Origin of the sequence: Prosthecobacter sp. (genome assembly GCF_034366625.1) — a bacterium.
Taxonomy (GTDB): Bacteria; Verrucomicrobiota; Verrucomicrobiia; order Verrucomicrobiales; family Verrucomicrobiaceae; genus Prosthecobacter.
Window position 1 is genome coordinate 850,380 of sequence record NZ_JAXMIH010000008.1, and the last position, 15,944, is coordinate 866,323.

At 59.5% G+C, this 15,944-nt stretch carries 15 protein-coding genes; 12 read left to right on the plus strand and 3 right to left on the minus strand.

All coding sequences use genetic code 11. The annotated features are described in order from the left end of the window. Window positions 1-47: 47 nt before the first annotated feature. The 5 genes from U1A53_RS11890 (at window position 48) to U1A53_RS11910 (ending at window position 6,840) form a co-directional block, all read left to right on the plus strand. The gene (locus U1A53_RS11890) at window positions 48-1,481 is read left to right on the plus strand and encodes a protein adenylyltransferase SelO family protein (RefSeq protein ID WP_322281134.1); all 1,434 of its coding nucleotides are present in this window, start codon (window positions 48-50) and stop codon (window positions 1,479-1,481) included. A 94-nt stretch (window positions 1,482-1,575) separates the two neighbouring features. After that, a complete protein-coding gene (locus tag U1A53_RS11895; RefSeq protein ID WP_322281136.1) occupies window positions 1,576-3,669 on the plus strand; it encodes a TonB-dependent receptor in 2,094 nt (697 codons plus the stop codon). A gap of 212 nt (window positions 3,670-3,881) precedes the next feature. Beyond that, window positions 3,882-5,372, plus strand: a complete 1,491-nt coding sequence (locus U1A53_RS11900; RefSeq protein ID WP_322281137.1) for an exopolysaccharide biosynthesis polyprenyl glycosylphosphotransferase — start codon at window positions 3,882-3,884, stop codon at window positions 5,370-5,372. 59 nt (window positions 5,373-5,431) lie between these two features. Then, window positions 5,432-6,349, plus strand: a complete 918-nt coding sequence (locus U1A53_RS11905) for a glycosyltransferase family A protein (protein ID WP_322281138.1) — start codon at window positions 5,432-5,434, stop codon at window positions 6,347-6,349. Window positions 6,350-6,498: 149 nt separating this feature from the next. Further along, window positions 6,499-6,840, plus strand: coding sequence for a PQQ-binding-like beta-propeller repeat protein (locus U1A53_RS11910; RefSeq protein ID WP_322281139.1), 342 nt, complete (start codon window positions 6,499-6,501; stop codon window positions 6,838-6,840). A gap of 80 nt (window positions 6,841-6,920) precedes the next feature. Here the strand turns inward: U1A53_RS11910 and U1A53_RS11915 are convergent, their stop codons facing one another. After that, entirely contained in the window at window positions 6,921-7,715 is a 795-nt protein-coding gene (locus tag U1A53_RS11915; RefSeq protein WP_322281140.1) for an HNH endonuclease, read from the minus strand. 226 nt (window positions 7,716-7,941) lie between these two features. Here U1A53_RS11915 and U1A53_RS11920 point away from each other — a divergent pair, with 226 nt between their 5' ends. Then, the gene (locus U1A53_RS11920) at window positions 7,942-8,571 is read left to right on the plus strand and encodes a hypothetical protein (protein WP_322281141.1); all 630 of its coding nucleotides are present in this window, start codon (window positions 7,942-7,944) and stop codon (window positions 8,569-8,571) included. Between the two features lie 320 nt (window positions 8,572-8,891). Here the strand turns inward: U1A53_RS11920 and U1A53_RS11925 are convergent, their stop codons facing one another. Next, a complete protein-coding gene (locus U1A53_RS11925; protein ID WP_322281142.1) occupies window positions 8,892-9,020 on the minus strand; it encodes a hypothetical protein in 129 nt (42 codons plus the stop codon). 48 nt (window positions 9,021-9,068) lie between these two features. On the opposite strand from U1A53_RS11925, the gene U1A53_RS11930 reads away from it, so the two are divergent. The 4 genes from U1A53_RS11930 to U1A53_RS11945 all read left to right on the plus strand — a co-directional run bounded on the left by U1A53_RS11930 (window position 9,069) and on the right by U1A53_RS11945 (window position 10,506). Further along, window positions 9,069-9,320 (plus strand): type II toxin-antitoxin system ParD family antitoxin, encoded by a 252-nt coding sequence (locus U1A53_RS11930; RefSeq protein ID WP_322281144.1) that lies wholly within the window; start codon window positions 9,069-9,071, stop codon window positions 9,318-9,320. Then, complete coding sequence (locus U1A53_RS11935) at window positions 9,317-9,610, plus strand: type II toxin-antitoxin system RelE/ParE family toxin (RefSeq protein WP_322281145.1); 294 nt, start codon at window positions 9,317-9,319, stop codon at window positions 9,608-9,610. The genes U1A53_RS11930 and U1A53_RS11935 overlap by 4 nt, the downstream gene beginning before the upstream one ends. Window positions 9,611-9,728: 118 nt before the next feature. Continuing rightward, window positions 9,729-10,286, plus strand: a complete 558-nt coding sequence (locus U1A53_RS11940; RefSeq protein ID WP_322281147.1) for a YaeQ family protein — start codon at window positions 9,729-9,731, stop codon at window positions 10,284-10,286. A gap of 73 nt (window positions 10,287-10,359) precedes the next feature. After that, the gene (locus tag U1A53_RS11945) at window positions 10,360-10,506 is read left to right on the plus strand and encodes a hypothetical protein (RefSeq protein WP_322281149.1); all 147 of its coding nucleotides are present in this window, start codon (window positions 10,360-10,362) and stop codon (window positions 10,504-10,506) included. Between the two features lie 22 nt (window positions 10,507-10,528). On the opposite strand, the gene U1A53_RS11950 is transcribed toward U1A53_RS11945, so the two are convergent. Continuing rightward, a complete protein-coding gene (locus tag U1A53_RS11950) occupies window positions 10,529-11,110 on the minus strand; it encodes an NAD(P)H-dependent oxidoreductase (protein ID WP_322281151.1) in 582 nt (193 codons plus the stop codon). A gap of 109 nt (window positions 11,111-11,219) precedes the next feature. Between U1A53_RS11950 and U1A53_RS11955 the strand changes: the two genes are divergently transcribed. After that, complete coding sequence (locus U1A53_RS11955; RefSeq protein WP_322281153.1) at window positions 11,220-12,101, plus strand: glycoside hydrolase family 25 protein; 882 nt, start codon at window positions 11,220-11,222, stop codon at window positions 12,099-12,101. Between the two features lie 102 nt (window positions 12,102-12,203). Beyond that, window positions 12,204-15,617 (plus strand): PVC-type heme-binding CxxCH protein, encoded by a 3,414-nt coding sequence (locus tag U1A53_RS11960; protein ID WP_322281155.1) that lies wholly within the window; start codon window positions 12,204-12,206, stop codon window positions 15,615-15,617. Window positions 15,618-15,944: the final 327 nt, after the last annotated feature.

Sequence of the window (15,944 nt, forward strand, 5' to 3'; positions counted from 1 at the left end):
GGGCTCGTCTCCTTCGCGGAATCGGAATTCCGCGCTACAACGTCTGCATGCCCAACTCATCTGACACACTCAGTTCACCAGCCGGCTGGCGGCTGGATCACTCCTATGCGCGGCTGCCACAGTCGTTTCATATGCGGATCAATCCGACGCCGGTGAGTGAGCCGAAGATGGTGGTGCTGAACCGACCACTGGCGGAGGCTTTGGGACTGAATACGGACGACTTGAACGATGCGGCGATCTTTGCGGGCAATGCGCTGCCGCCGGGTGCGGAACCGCTGGCGCAGGCCTATGCGGGGCATCAATACGTGCATTTCACGATGCTGGGCGATGGACGGGCGATCCTGCTTGGCGAGCAGATGACGCCGAGTGGCGCACGGTTTGACATCCAGCTCAAAGGACCGGGCCCGACGCCGTTTTCGCGTCGTGGGGATGGTCGCGCGGCATTGGGGCCGATGCTGCGGGAATACATCATCAGCGAGGCGATGCATGCGCTGGGCATTCCGACGACGCGCAGCCTCGCGGTTGTCAGCACGGGTGAAAAAGTTTGGCGGCAGGATGGTGGACTGCCCGGCGCGGTGCTCACACGCGTGGCGGCCAGTCACATTCGCGTGGGCACATTTGAGTATGCGGCGGCGCGTGGGGAGAAGGATGCGTTGCAAGCACTCGCGGATCACACGAGGCAGCGACACTACCCCGAGCTTGAAGGTGACTATGCAGCATTCTTTGAGGCCGTGATGGAGCGGCAGGCGACGTTGATCGCGCAGTGGATGCACGTCGGTTTCATTCATGGCGTGATGAACACGGACAACATGGCCCTCAGCGGCGAGACGATCGACTATGGGCCGTGTGCGTTCATGGACGCATATGATCCGGCCACGGTCTTCAGCTCGATTGATCGCAATGGTCGCTACGCGTATGGCAATCAGCCGCACATCGCGCAGTGGAACCTAGCGCGGCTGGCTGAGGCGATGCTGCCGTTGTTTCACGACGATGAAAAACAGGCCATCGAGATCGCGAACGAGGCGATTGGGAGTTTCGAGGCGCGTTTCAAGCGCCACTGGCTCGCAGGCATGCGGGCGAAGCTGGGCTTGTTCACGGCGGAGAGCGATGACACGGCGTTGATTCAATCGCTGCTTGAATGGATGCAGGAAACGAAGGCGGATTTCACGAACACCTTCCGTGATCTGACGAATGGCCGCCTGGAGCCACTGGAATGGCATCAGCGGTGGTCCGAACGGCTCAAGCGGCAGCCACAATCGGCCAGTGATGTGACTGATCTGATGCGTCGGCACAATCCCGCCTTCATTCCCCGCAATCACAAAGTCGAGGAAGCGCTGGCCGCCGCCTCGGAGCATGGCGATCTGAATCCTATGCAGCGTTTGTTGACGGTGCTGGCCGATCCCTATGATCACACCCAGGATTTGCCTGAGTTCAGTGAGCCTGCGGATTCGACCGGGTATCAGACGTTCTGCGGGACATGATCCGTTGGCTATGGTGGGAGAGGGGATTAAATACAAATAGTTTGCAATTGCAATATGATTGCAATAAATGGGTGGATCATTCGAATCCACGCCCATGAAAATTCCCCTGCCTTCGTATTTTTTAACCGCTGCGCTGTCTTTGACTGCTGTGGGTTTTAGCACGGCCCAGACAGCTTCTCGCATCGAGAAACTTGCGAGTCAGCCGACGTTGCAGTCTGAGATCGCGATGGATGAAATCGTTATTTCTGCCCCGCTGGACCGACCGCTGTTTCAGCAGGCGCAGGCGACTTCGGTACTGACTGGGCAGCCGTTGAATCTGGCGATTGAGCCGTCCCTGGGGCAGACACTGGCGCGGCTGCCGGGGGTGAGCAGTTCGTATTTCGGGCCGGCGGCGAGTCGGCCGATCATTCGCGGGCTGGATGGGGACCGCGTGCGCATTTTGCAGAACGGACTGAACACCATCGACGCCTCCTCGGCCAGCCCAGATCATGCGGTGAGCTTTGATGTGGCAAATTTGAAGTCGGTGGAGGTGATTCGCGGTCCGGCGACGCTGCTGTATGGCTCGAACGCCATCGGGGGCGTGGTGAACGCGATCGACGGGCGCATCGTGGATGAAAAACTTGATGGGACGATCCGTGGCTCGATGGGCGGACGGTTTTCCTCCGTGGACAGCGGCTATCAGTCGAATGCGATGCTCGAAGGCGGCTGGAAAGGACTGGCCTTTCATGTGGAGGCATTCACACGGGCGGCGGAAGATTTCCACATTCCGGGAAACGCACGCACCGTGGGCGAGCAGGAGCGTAATCCGCTGCCAGCGGGTGATCTGGAGCCGAGCAAGAACGTGCCAAACAGCCATCTGCGCTCGGAGGGCGTCTCCGGTGGTCTGAGCTATGTTTGGGAAGGTGGCTTTGTGGGTTTCGCGTGGACGGAGTTTCACTCACTCTACGGGTCACCGGCGGAGCCTTCAGTCTTCATCGATCTGAACCAGACGCGTCTGGATGTGCGCGGTGCCTTTTACAAGCCGCTGCCACGCATCAAGGAGATCAGCTACCGCTTTGCGTGGTCGGATTACGAGCATGTGGAATACGAGGACGGCATGGACAACACCGTGTTCAAAAACGACGGCTATGACGCCCGTGTGGAGGTGAAGCATGAAAAGATCGCGGGCATGGAAGGCGTGGTGGGTTTTCAATCGGACCGTAGCGATTTTCTCATCGCCGGAGCGGAGGCGTTTCTGCCGCCGAACATCACGCAGTCGAACTCGCTGTTCTTCTTTGAGGACATCACGCGGGGACCGCTCAGCTTCCAGTTTGGCGGTCGTTACGACCACATCTCGGTGGAGGCGCTGGACAACGATGTCTTCGGCCCGGCGCGCAGCCGCACGTTTGACAACTTCAGCGGTTCGGTGGGAGTCGTCTTCAATCCCAATGACGAGTACTCCGCCGCGTTCACTGTCACGCATGCCGAACGTGCGCCGACCAGCCAGGAACTCTATGCCAACGGTGCGCATCTGGCGACGAACACCTTCGAGGTCGGCAATGCGGATCTCGGCGTGGAAAGCTCGCTTGGCTTTGATTTGAACCTGCGCAAACGCACCGGCTGGGTCACGGGTAGCGTCAGCGGCTACTACAACCGCTACAACGACTTCATCGGCCAGTTCCCCACCGGTGTCATGGTGGACACGGACGGTGATCTCATCGGCGACACGCCTGAGTATGCTTACACGGCTGTGGCGGCCCAGTTCATCGGCGCTGAACTGGAGACTACTTTTCATCTGCTGCATCCCGTCACTACGGAGCAGCAGGCAACCACGAACCTGAACTGGGAATTCAAGGCCGACGCCGTCCGCGCACGTGACGCCAGCACCGGACGCTCGCTGCCGCGCATCCCGCCGTTCCATCTCTCCAGCGCATTGATCGTCGAGCGTGGACCATTTGGCGCGAAGCTGGAGGGCATTTATGCCGCTCCCCAGGCTCGTGTGGCCGCCAGCGAGTTTGGGACTGACAGTTACTTCCTCGTCAATCTCACGCTGAGCTATCGCGTGGTGCAGGGGCCGACGACCATCGATTTGTATGTCAAAGGCATGAACCTCACCAACGAGGACGCCCGTGAGCACACCTCCTTCCTCAAAGAACGTGTGCCGCTGCCAGGCCGTGGCATTGTGGCTGGTATGAAAATGACGTTTTGAGCCAACTTGTTGGTGGGATGAGGAATCCTCAAGCGAGGCGAAGCTCTGTCTTTGCAGGATGTTATTCGGAATTGGAAGCATTCATTGCCACTTTCTCATTTTTGAGCCTCCAATATGAACTGGTAAACCAAAAGTAAGATAATTTTCATAACAATGTCTTGCTGTCTTGGCTCGATTGAATATAATTTCAATACAATAACCTCGACTAGAGCATGAATTCCACAAACTCCACCGCCAGTATCTTGAGCGCAGGCTCAACTCTCCAGGCTTTGGAGGCACGGCGTGCGTGGCGGGAGAATGAGCAGGTGTCACCGCACTTTTGGGTGCTCATCAGCATTCTGGGAGATCTGGTCATGGCCGTACTCGCCGCCTATGCGGCCTACTGGTTGCGGTTCCACTCCATCATTCGGGATTTCGGCAATTTTGATGCGATGACCTTCCGCCAGTACGGCGGTCACATGGCCTTGGGAAGTCTCACGCTCGTCTTGGTGCTGGGATGGCAGGACGTCTATCACCAGAATGTTCTGCTGCGCAGCCGCTGGGTGGCTTCAAAGATCGCGAAAGGCATTCTCGTCTGGACCGCAGGTTTCCTGGCCATCACACTGGCCTTGAAACTGCAGCCCAGCATCTCCCGTGTGTATGTGATGCTCAACGGTGCCACCGCGCTGCTGCTGATCCTGGGCTGGCGTTCGGTTTTCATGCATTGCCTGCGTGCACCGGGACGCATCGAGGCGTTGCAGCAGCGCACGCTGTTTGTCGGCTGGAATGCCGAGGCGGTGAGCCTGTGGAAGACGTTGAAACGCGACCGGGCATGCGCCTTTGACCTCCTGGGCTGGGTGAACACCGGCAGCAGCGAAGATGGCGGGCCTGCCGATGAGAGCCTTCCCTGTCTGGGAGAACTCAACGATGTGGAGCACCTGATCTCAACTCAAGCGGTGGACATGGTCGTGGTGGCGGATCTGCACGGTCCTCGCGAGCAGATGATCGCCCTCGCCAATCTCTGCGAGCGTGAAATGATTCAGTTCAAGGTCATCCCCTCCTGTTTCCGGGTTTTTGTGTCCGGTCTCACCCTCGAAACCATCGCCGGCACGCCGGTGCTCGGTGTCACACGTCTGCCGCTGGATGACACGCTCAATGTCATGGTCAAGCGTGCCCTTGACATCGTTGGCGCCGTGATTGGGCTCGTTTTGAGCGCCCCCGTCATCGCGATTTTCAGCGCCATGGTCTGGCTGGAATCACCGGGCGCCGTCTTCTACCGCCAGCGTCGCTGGGGTTGCAACGGCGTGCCGTTTGAGATCATCAAAATTCGCTCCATGAAAATCGACGCCGAGAATGCCTCCGGCGCCCAATGGTGTGTCAAAGACGATCCACGTCGTCTCAGGATCGGCGCGTTCATGCGCAAGTGGAACATCGACGAGCTGCCGCAGTTCTGGAACGTTTTGAAGGGCGAGATGAGCCTCGTGGGGCCGCGGCCTGAGCGCCCGGAACTCATCGCCGGATTCAAGCACCAGATTCCGCATTACAACGCCCGCCATCACGCCAAACCGGGCATGACCGGCTGGGCGCAGGTCAACGGCCTGCGTGGCGACACCGATCTCAGCGAGCGCATCCAGTGCGACCTCTGGTATCTCGAAAACTGGAGCCTCTGGCTCGATCTCCAGGTCATGCTGCTCACCTTCTTCAAGCGCGACAACGCCTATTGAGGATTGCGTGAATTCGTGGTGGCGTCCGGCCATGGACGAGGACATTCGTCACCCACCCCATGCCGCTTTTCACGGTTTACACGCCCACCTACAATCGCGCGCACACGCTCCATCGTGTGTTTGAAAGCCTGCAAGCCCAGACCTGCCGTGATTTTGAGTGGCTGGTGATCGACGACGGCTCCACCGACGGCACGGCGGAGTTGATGCGGCGCTATCAGGCCGAGGCCGGCTTTCCCGTGCGCTATCTGCCCATGCCGCATCGTGGTGCCCACCATGCACACAATCTTTCGCTGCGTGAATCCCACGGTGAGCTGTGGTTGAAGCTCGATTCTGACGACGGCTGCGTGCCGCAGGCGCTGGAGCGTTTGCAGCATCAATGGGAAAGCATCCCAACCGCGCAGCGCGATGCCTTCTCCGGTGTCACTGGTCTGTGTCGTGATCAAAACGGGCAGAGGGTTGGCACACCCTTTCCGGCCGATCCGCTCGACTGCTCTGCGGCCGAACTGGAATACCGCCACAAGGTGCGCGGTGAAAAGTGGGGCTTTCTCCGGCTCGATGTGCTGCGCCAGTTTCCCTATCCTGCGGATGTGCCGGGCAACTTCATCCCCGAGTCCTTCATCTGGTGCCAGGTGTCGCGTCAGTTCAAGACACGCCACATCAATGAGGAACTGCGCATCTACTGGACGGACGCGCCCTCGCTTGTGCATGGCCGCTCCAATCCGCGCACGAACGCCGCTGGCCACCGGCTGATGTTCAAAATGGTGCTCGATCTGGAGAGCGGCTGGTCTTTCCTCGCGCCGCTGCGTCTGCTGCGGGCTGCGGTGCAGTACAGCCGTTTTGCCTGGCTCAGCGGGGTGGGGCTGGTGCGGCAGTTTCGCGGGCTGAAATCCAGCGGCGGTCGTCTGCTGTGGTTGATCGCGCTGCCAGTAGGCTGGGGGCTGGGGTGGCGGGATGGTGTCCGGTTTCCGAAGGATTGAAACGGGCGGACTCCAGTTCCGGCATGCCTGGCATCCTCCCGGTTCCAAAACGCGCGCAAACCTCCACTTGGCCCCGCCCACGTCCTCCGCTCCTGTCCCGCCACGGCTCCCAACGAACCACGAACCACGAACTGCCACCCCACAACACCATGCACCTCTCCGACCTCCTCTTCACCGGCTTCAACAAACGCGTCGCCGCCCTGCATCGGGACAGCGGCGAGATCCTGTGGGACTGGACCGCCCCTTCCGGTTCCAGCTACACCACCCTCCTGCTCGATGGCGACCGCCTCATCGTCAGCGTACAGGGCTACACCTATGCGCTCGATCCCCTCACGGGAGCGCAGCTCTGGATGAACGAGATGAAGGGCTTCGGCTTCGGCGTCGCCAGCCTCGTCTCCGTCCATGGTAGCTCCAGCGCCCACCTCCTCGCTGCTGCTGCGGCGGATGCGGCAGCGGCTGCTGCCGCCACCACGACCACGACTGCGGCTTAGGCGGTCAGGCATCGTCCTCGACCGCGTCTTGAAGACGACGGTGAAGGGAGCGCGGACACTTATGTCCGCTTCTGCTGGTTTCATGTATTGCTGAAAATCTTCTTCCGGTGCTCAGCAATGAACGCCAGATCCGGCAAAGCCGCATCGTCCGGTAAAATCAACGCTTCGCCTGCATAAGCAGCGAAACTTTCGGCAATGGCCCGTTGTGGCAGCTCCTGTTTCAGGCGCTTGGAAAGCAGCAGCCGCAAATCGTCATCGAACGCAATCAAACCACGATCAAAGGCCGCATCATGCAATCGCGAGAGGCACAGCCCGTTGCGAACATTCAGGCGCTCATTCGCATGTGATCCCCACGGCAGGATGTGAGAAGCGACCAGAAGCTCCCGAACACCAAGCTGTGTGACTCCGCAGCGGCCGCCAAAGTTGTTCACCACCGCATCGCGAAAGTATTCCTGACCACGGCGTTGTTTCACGGTCACGACTGCTTCTGTGGGACCCTGCGGGCACCTTCTAACGCGGACACCTTCATTCGGAAGCACCTCAAGCTCACTGCCTTCATCAAGATCAAATATTTTTCGCAAGGCCTCCTCGCTGGCAGGAACAGTTTCATTGAGATCGGCATGGAAATCATTCCATACGACGAGATCGAGTGCGCTTGCATTCGCCATACCCTTGATGCCGCGAAGTTTCAGGACGGGATCGAGGGATGCCAAATTAACAAGTTTAAGAGCGACGCTGTTTGCACCACGTCCAAGCTTTTCAGCAAGGCTTATGATCACTGGCTGCCTCGCATGCATCTGGCCGAAGGTGAGCTTGTGATAGAGATTGAGCACGACCAACAATTCGTCGCGCGTCCAATTTTTCCGCGTTGCCATGCTGGGAAAGTGCGCCGTTCCATCGCCATGGCAACGGGTTCTCCGGGAAAACACCTCTGCGATTCGGCTGCGTATGCATTCATCATTTGAATCGCACATCACCAAGACTGGCTTTCATGTTTCTTCTCTGGAGGGAACTGCAAATACTGGGCGATGAACGAGTGAAATGTTGCAAATAGTCCGGGATCACGTTTCATCACGCTGTTACAAAACAAAACGGCCAGCAATGAAAGAGCTTATTTGGTTTACAATTCCTGGTGGAATAGCAGCGTTTGCTTGGTGGCTGATTTTCCCACATGGCTTCGAGTCGGACAACGCACCGTTCTTTGCGGCGGCGGCTTCATTTGGGTTCGGCTATATGCTGAATCAGATAGTGCGATGTATCTGGGAGCAATGGTTTGGCTACAACCACAAGAGACGAACGGTTTTAAACAAAATTAAGCAGGCATATGATTTGAAGGAAGAAGGGAGCCATGAGAATAAGGCGTTCGACATCTGGCATTCTGCCTTTTACTCCGACTGTATTCCTGAGAGCTTTCGAGAGCACAATAGTGGAACTTGGCATTACTTGATCGCGTTTCTCACTGTGCAGTGGGCATGGATTCTCGGCGCATTCGCCTTGATGGCTGCCCAATGTCTCTCTTCGCACAAAGGCGACGGTCGGTGTCTTTGTGGAGGGGTCATCTTATTCCTGGTCATGGCCGTAATTATTTGGTGGAAGAGAGACCTCACACTGCGCGCGCTCGATCGGCAAGAAGAAGCCTGTTTCAAGCGCTATCGTTCAGTTTTCAACAAAGCGAAGGAGGAGATCATGAAGAACGGGGAGGAATCGAAACACAAGCAGTCGGGAAATTGAATGGTTCATCCACCGATTTCACTGATTCGCCTTTCTAGTGCTCAACACGGGCCTAAGCCTGACGCAAGGCGACCATTCACCGGGCGTGCGTTGCGTTGTCCGATCTGGACCGCCACGGACCGCGATCACAGGCTTGCACCCTGCGTGCTCAAGCTTGAATCGTGCGTGCGCAGGCCTGAACCAGGACCATGCAGGCTTGTAGAAAGACGCGGCGAGGTTGAGTCACGAGCGTGAATGACGGCGGGGTAGACTTGAACGCGGCGGTGCCAGAAGTTGGGCAAAGAATTGAGAATGAGGGAGATGCTGGGCCGGGGGGGGGCCTAGGGGGGCATCGGAGCCTTGGGGGTGAGGCAGAGATCATCGAGGACGAGGAGGAGTAGGAGGACGAGGAGGATCACCTGCGGTGGGCTTGAAGGCGCCACGTCGAGGACGACCCTCGTGGTAAGCATGTCGATCGTGAGGCTTGACAGTTTTACGGCTGGTGGAGACACTGGCGCATGACTGTGACACTGCCAGCTTCGTTGGAATCGTTCGTGAGCCAGAAGATCGCCTCCGGCCTGTATCACAATGCGGATGAGGTGGTGGTGGAGTCGCTGGGGTTGATGCGGCAGGAGGAACGCTGGAAGGCGGTGGCCTCGGCGAAGATCGACGAGGGACTGCGTGATCTGGAGGAAGGCCGCGTTTTGACCGCCGAGCAGTCACGGGAGGAGATGGCGGCGTTCAAGCAGCGGTGGCGTGCGGGCGCATGAGGGAACTGGTATACAGCCATGCGGCGCACAGTGATCTGCAGGACATCTGGATGTTCATTGCGGAGGACAATCCTGAGGCGGCGGATGCTTTGGAGGCGGATATTCGCACCGAGGTGCAGCGATTGGCGGACCTGCCGTCACTAGGCCATCGCAGACGGGATCTGACGGTGCACGATTTGTGGTTTCACACAGTGAGGAGGAATTATTTGATCGTGTATCGTCAAGGCGAGGTGCTGGAAGTCGTCCGCGTGCTGCATGGTGCGAGAGATGCGGTGCATGAGCTGCAGTGATCATTGCCCCGAAGAGCCGAGATTGAGGACGAGGACGAGTAGGATCACCTGCGGTGGGCTGGGCTTGAGGCAAGCCATGACCTCTTGACCACGCCTTGACCAGACCCTACCTCAACCCATGGCACTGAAGGCAATCATTTACCGGGCAGGTGTGGCGTTTTCCGATCTGGATCGCAATCTCTACAGCGATCACACGCTGACGATTGCGCGGCATCCGTCGGAGACGGAGGAGCGGATGATGGTGCGGCTGCTGGCGTTTGTGCTGAATGCGCCAGCGACGAATGACTTGGGAACATTGGAGTTTGGCAAAGACATGTGGGAAGCGGATGAACCGGCGCTGGTGCAGCAAGATCTGACGGGCCTCACGGAACACTGGATCGAGCTGGGACAGCCGGAGGAGAAGCGGCTGGTGCGCGTGTGCGGCCGGGCGAAGCGGGTGACGGTGTATAGCTTCGGCAGCACGGCACCGGCGTGGTGGGCGGCGCTGGCGGGACGGTTTTCCCGCGTGAACAATCTGACGGTGTGGCAGCTCCCGGCGGCGCAAGCCCAAGCGCTGGGCGCGCTGGCGGCGCGGTCGATGGATCTGCAAATCACGCTGCAAGAGGGCGTGCTGTTTGTGGGGGAAGGTGAGCGCAGCGTGGAGATCACGCCGGTGCGGTTGTTTGGCGGAGAGTGATGGCCCACGAAACACACGAAAGGACACGAAAGCAGAGGCGGATGGGGGCAGTTGGAGGTTGAAATAACAGAGGTTGCAAACGGACTTCACTTTCGGCTTAGCAGCCAAGAGAAAACTGACGAAGGCCGAGGCGGAGGAACTGGAGAGCTACCGCAGCGTGGGAACCGCGCTGGAATTTCTCAAGTCGAAGGCCCGTCGCAGTCTGGCCGTGCATGCCTAGCTGCACCGCGCTGACGTGGTTGTTAGGCGAGGTGCTTTTTCAGGAAGCTCACGAGTCCTTGGGCCAGGGCGGTGACTTGTTTGGCCGGGCGTTCGTCCTTGAGCTGGCCTGCGGCATCGAAGGCTTCGTGGGCCTTGGGCAGGGCGACTTGATCCGGCAGGACGATGACGCCGATGTTGCCAAGCATGGCCCTCAGATGGACGAGACCGCGCAGACCGCCGAGCGCGCCGGGCGAAGCACTGAGGAGCGCGGCCGTTTTGCCGCGATAGGCGGAGAGCGCGGGTTCGTCGTCGGACTCGCTGCGGGAGGCCCAGTCGAGGGCGTTCTTGAGCACGCCGGTGATGGAGCTGTTGTATTCCGGGGCGGCGATGAGGAAGGCGTGGTGGTCGCGGAAGAGGGCCTTCAATTTTTTGGCGTTGTCGGGCAGGCCGTGCTCGGTCTCGAAATCTCCATCGAACAGCGGCAGCGGGAGATCACGCAGATCGAGAAGGGTGACTTCGGCACCGGCGGCACGTGCCGCATCGGCAGCGACGCGGATGAGCTGCTTGTTGAAGGAGCCGGAGCGCGTGCTGCCCGCGAAAGCGAGGATTTTGGGTGGGTTCATGTGAGATGGCATACGCCTGCCAGAAGTCACTGGCGATGGAAACTGTGAGCGCGCCACCGGTGTGTTTTGGAGATTGACGTTGTGCTGGTGCTCCGGTTAAACCGGCGGGATGAATTTACGGCGTGTGTCTTTCTGCGTGGGTGCTGTCACCGTGCTGCTGCTGGCGGGCTGCTCGCCGATCCGGACGGAGACGATGTCGCTTAGCGCGGCGCGGCGGTGTTTGAACAACACCGTGGATTTTGGCCACGATGGTGGGGTGATCCGCCCTGACCAGCTTCGCCGGATGGGCGTGGAGTTGATGATTCACCGTGCGACACTCGGCGGGACGAAGACGGACGTGGACTATGCGCGGCGGGAACGATCGGCACGTGTGGCGGGTCTGAAATGGGGCGCGTATCATTACCTCAAACGCCGTGAGAGCGTGGGGGCGCAGATGCAGCGTTTCACGAACGTGGTGGCGGCGACGGCTCGGCGCAACGGCACCGCGAATCACCCGGTGATGCTGGTGCTGGACAATGAGGGTGCGGATCGTGTGTCGTGGACCGAACTCGCCAGAGCGGCGCAGAGGGTGAGTGGTCGCACCGGTGTGTGGCCGCTGCTGTATTGCAGCGTGCCATCGCCGGGCACCGCTGCATTTGCCCGGCAGTGCCAGGAACTGGAGGCGCTGTCCGCCAGCGAACGCCAGGTGCTGCGGGAATGCGGCCTGTGGGTGCCGCGCTATGGCGAGCAGCCGGACACGCGGGTGACATTCAGCGTGCCGCGGGTGTTCGGTGACTGGACGTTCTGGCAATACTGCGGCGATCTGAGCGGCAGGCCGAAGACGGCGCTGGCGGCCATGGAATTTTCCGGGCAGGTGGGCGGTGCTTTCACGCGCAGCGGCGGACGGACGTCACTTCGGCATTTTTGTGATCGCAACTTGTTCAACGGTTCGCCTGCGGAGTTTGAGCGGTTTTATCGTGAGCATGCGTCGGCGGTGAGTGCATGGCGGTGAGGTGGGCAGGCTTCCCGATCAAGATGCTCTCAGACTTCTGATTTCGCCGAGAGAATGCTTGCCAAAATGGCGGGGCAGGGCCGTAATCTGCGGCTTCCCTTTATGATCTCCCGCCTTGCCCTCATTTTTGTTTGTTCGATTGGTTTTGCACGCGCTTCGCAGCCGAATTCCGTCGCCGATTTGCCGGATGCGAATCCAGATGCGGAGTTGAAGTCGTTTGTGGTGCCGGAGGGCCTGGAGGTGAACCTGTTCGCAGCGGAGCCGATGATTCAGAAGCCGGTGCAGATGAACTGGGATGCCCAGGGCAGGCTGTGGGTGGTGACGAGTTCGACGTATCCGCACATCAAGCCGGGCGAGGAGGCGAAGGACCAAGTCGTGGTGCTGGAAGATACGGATGGCGATGGCAAGGCGGACAAATCGACAACGTTCGCGGACGGGCTGCACATTCCAACGGCGCTGGCGCCGGGTGATGGCGGTCTGTATGTGGCGAACTCGACGGAGGTGTTGTTTTTGAAGGACACGAACGGTGATCTGAAGGCGGATGAGCGCACGATCTTGCTCAGCGGCTTTGGCACGGAGGACACGCATCATCTGCTGCACACGATGCGCTGGGGGCCGGAGGGGATGCTGTATTTTAACCAGTCGATCTACATCCACACGCACATGGAGACGCCGCATGGCATCCGCCGGCTGATGGGCGGTGGCATTTGGGAATTCCGGCCGGAGACGCGTCGGGCGGAGATCATCAGCAAAGGGCTGGTGAATCCATGGGGCTTTGAATTTGATCGCTGGGGCCAGAGTTTCGCGTGTGATGGGGCGGGCGGTGAAGGGGTGAATTTTATTTTTCCAGGCTCGGTGTTTTCCACGTCGCCGGGAGCGAAGCGGATTTTGCACGGACTCAGTCCAGGGCAGCCGAAGCAGTGCGGGCTGGAGATCATCGAAGATCCGCATTTTCCGGAGGACTGGCAGGGGACGTTTGTGTTGAACGACTTCCGTGGCAATCGCGTGAACCGTTTCAAGCTGACGGCGAGCGGGAGCAGCTACATCGCGAAGCAGATGCCAGATGTGCTGGCGAGTACGCATCGTGCGTTTCGTCCCATCGACGTGAAGATGGGACCGGATGGAGCGCTTTATATCGCCGACTGGTACAATCCGATCATCCAGCATGGCGAGGTGGATTTCCGTGATGCGCGGCGTGATCATGAGCATGGCCGCATCTGGCGGGTGACGGCGAAGGGCCGTCCGTTGAGCGCGAAGCCGAAGATTGCGGGCGCGGCGACGGGTGAGTTGCTGGAGATGCTGAAAAGTGACCGCAATTATGTGCGGCGCTTTGCGAAGCGTGAGCTGCGGGATCAAGGCGCGGCGAAGGTGGTGCCGGAGATCGATGCGTGGGCGGCGAAGCTGGATGTGACGAAGCTTGAGGATGCGCATGCGCTGCTCGAAGCGGCATGGGCACGCGAGGGCGTGAATGCATTTTCGGCGAAGCTGTGGCGGCCACTGGTGGAGCATGGTGATGCACGGATTCGTGCGGCGGCGCTGCGGATTTTGAGCCATCGCTGGAAGGAACTGCCGGATGCGATGAAGGTGCTGGAGAAAGCCGTGACGGATGAGAATGCGCAGGTGCGCCTGTGGGCGCTGGCGGTGCTGGCGGACATGCGCACGCCCGGAGGGATCAGTGTGGCGCTAAAGGTGCTCGATCAGCCGATGGATGAGCCGCTCGACTTTTTATTGGAACTGACCTGTCGCGAGCAGGCGGACATCTGGATGCCTTTGGTGGCGAATGGCAAGCTGAAGCTGGACGAGCGTCCGAAGCACCTGGTGTATGCGATGAAGAGCACGGGACGCAGCGATGCGCTGCCACCGTTGTTTGCAGCGCTGAAGAGCGGCAAGTTGAGCGTTGAAGACGCAGCGGCGGTGCTCGGCATGGCCGGTGATGCGGCCGATGCGGCGCAGGCGAAGGTTTTGAGCGACATGGTCAATGATGCGGCGATGGGGGCTTACTACATCGGGTTGCAGGACGCGCTGGTGAAGGCGGCGACGGATCGCAAAATCATTCCGGAAGGGGCCAAGGATACCGTGATGGCGTGGTTTGACCGCCCCGAGCCGCATGTGGTGCATCGTGCGGCGATTTTGGCGGGACTTTGGAAGGTGGAGCCAGCGCGTGAGAAGTTGGTGGCGCTGCTGACCGACGCGAAAACGATCCCGGCGATCCGTGATGGAGCGACGCGCGGCCTGACGGCACTCGGCGGGGTGAAGACGCGGGATTTGTTCGACAAGCTGTTCATGGAATCGACCGACGGCGGCCTGCGAGGTCTCATGATCGACGGTTTGACCACCGTGGGGCCGCAACTGGCGGCGAAGCGCGCGGTGGAGTTTTTGGCGAAGGCCGAGGTGGAGGCTGCGAAGCCGGTTTTGACGGCGTTTTTGAAGAACAAGCAGCTTCCGGGCGTGCTGGCGAAGGAACTGGCCGGCAAGACGATTCCTGACCTCGTGGCGGTCGAAGGCATTCGCATGGTGACCTCACGCGGCATTCAAGGACCTCTGGCCGATGCGTTGAAAACCGCAGGCGGGGTGAAGCAGATGGACAAGCCGCTCACCGGGCCGGAAATGGCCGCTTTGGTCGAAAAAGTGAAGAAGAACGGCGACCCAGCTCGCGGCGAGGCGGTTTACCGCCGCCAGCAACTTTTGTGCATGACCTGCCACGCGATTGGCGAGTCGGGCGGGGTGCTGGGGCCGAATCTGGTGAGCATTGGAGCCAGCGCACCGGTGGATTATCTGATCGAAAGCATGTTGGAGCCGAGCAAGAAGATCAAAGAGGGCTACCACATGGTCATCGTCAGCAAAAAGGACGGCGGAGTCGTCTCCGGCGGCCTCGTGAACGACGGCGTGGAAGAGTTGACGATTCGTGACCCGGCCAATCAGATCGTCAAAGTGGCCAAAGCGGCCATCGCCAGCCGCCAGATGAGCCCGGTGAGCATGATGCCGCCTGGCATGACCGCCAGCCTGCGAGAGGACGAATTCGTCGATCTGGTGCGCTTTCTGTCCGAACTGGGCCGGGAAGGGGCCTACAAGACGCAGCCGAATCGTTATGTCCGCACTTGGAAAGCCATGGGCAAGATGGAGCAGAAGGACATCGATCATGTGCGCCATGTGGGCAGCTTTGCGCTGAACGACGAAAAATACGCGTATCCGTGGCAAATCGCGTTCAGCCAGGTGAATGGCGACTTGCCGCTGGCCGATTTGCCTGCGGCACAAAAAATGTACCCATGGTTTCCAAAAATCGTGCAGTTTGGCCTCAAGCTGGACAGTGCCGGGAGGGTGAAACTGGGCTTTAGTGTGGTGAAGGGAATCGTTGTCGCGGTGGATGGCGCGGAACTGAAGGAACTGAATCCGCAACAGGATCTTGATTTGGCCGCTGGAACACACCGAATCAGCGTGTTGGTGACGCGAGATGCCGGAGATGCGGCGGGTTTGCGGGTGGAAATCCTAGATGGTGCCGCTGTGGCAGTGCCGTGAGGTTTTGCAGAGCTGAAATTTGGTAATGCCCATGTATTTGCATTGACGCACACGATGCGTTTTCGCTATTCTGAACGCGAAGCCTGAAATCTCTGTCTTACCCTGCAGAGTTTCCAGCCCCAGCCGTTCCATTGCAGCCCCATGAGAAAACGCCCCAACCGCCTGACAGAAAACGAGATGCTCGTCCTGCCATCATGCTGTGACCTTTTCATGCGCCCTGCCGGTGATCGCCGGTCGCTGCTTCAGGCTCTCAGGCCGACTTTCTGAGCCGCTCGTTCTTTGCCGCCTTTCAAACAATCCTTCCGCCATTTACAGACAATCCTATTG

What these genes read in the sequence shown, in the direction of transcription:
- U1A53_RS11960 (WP_322281155.1), top strand. Translation starts at nt 12,204, where the DNA reads ATGATCTCCCGCCTTGCCCTCATTTTTGTTTGTTCGATTGGTTTTGCA.
- U1A53_RS11905 (WP_322281138.1), top strand. Translation starts at nt 5,432, where the DNA reads ATGCCGCTTTTCACGGTTTACACGCCCACCTACAATCGCGCGCACACG.
- U1A53_RS11900 (WP_322281137.1), top strand. Translation starts at nt 3,882, where the DNA reads ATGAATTCCACAAACTCCACCGCCAGTATCTTGAGCGCAGGCTCAACT.
- U1A53_RS11930 (WP_322281144.1), top strand. Translation starts at nt 9,069, where the DNA reads ATGACTGTGACACTGCCAGCTTCGTTGGAATCGTTCGTGAGCCAGAAG.
- U1A53_RS11940 (WP_322281147.1), top strand. Translation starts at nt 9,729, where the DNA reads ATGGCACTGAAGGCAATCATTTACCGGGCAGGTGTGGCGTTTTCCGAT.
- U1A53_RS11935 (WP_322281145.1), top strand. Translation starts at nt 9,317, where the DNA reads ATGAGGGAACTGGTATACAGCCATGCGGCGCACAGTGATCTGCAGGAC.
- U1A53_RS11910 (WP_322281139.1), top strand. Translation starts at nt 6,499, where the DNA reads ATGCACCTCTCCGACCTCCTCTTCACCGGCTTCAACAAACGCGTCGCC.
- U1A53_RS11955 (WP_322281153.1), top strand. Translation starts at nt 11,220, where the DNA reads ATGAATTTACGGCGTGTGTCTTTCTGCGTGGGTGCTGTCACCGTGCTG.
- U1A53_RS11890 (WP_322281134.1), top strand. Translation starts at nt 48, where the DNA reads ATGCCCAACTCATCTGACACACTCAGTTCACCAGCCGGCTGGCGGCTG.
- U1A53_RS11895 (WP_322281136.1), top strand. Translation starts at nt 1,576, where the DNA reads ATGAAAATTCCCCTGCCTTCGTATTTTTTAACCGCTGCGCTGTCTTTG.
- U1A53_RS11925 (WP_322281142.1), bottom strand. Translation starts at nt 9,020, where the DNA reads ATGCTTACCACGAGGGTCGTCCTCGACGTGGCGCCTTCAAGCCCACCG.
- U1A53_RS11915 (WP_322281140.1), bottom strand. Translation starts at nt 7,715, where the DNA reads ATGGCAACGCGGAAAAATTGGACGCGCGACGAATTGTTGGTCGTGCTC.
- U1A53_RS11920 (WP_322281141.1), top strand. Translation starts at nt 7,942, where the DNA reads ATGAAAGAGCTTATTTGGTTTACAATTCCTGGTGGAATAGCAGCGTTT.
- U1A53_RS11950 (WP_322281151.1), bottom strand. Translation starts at nt 11,110, where the DNA reads ATGAACCCACCCAAAATCCTCGCTTTCGCGGGCAGCACGCGCTCCGGC.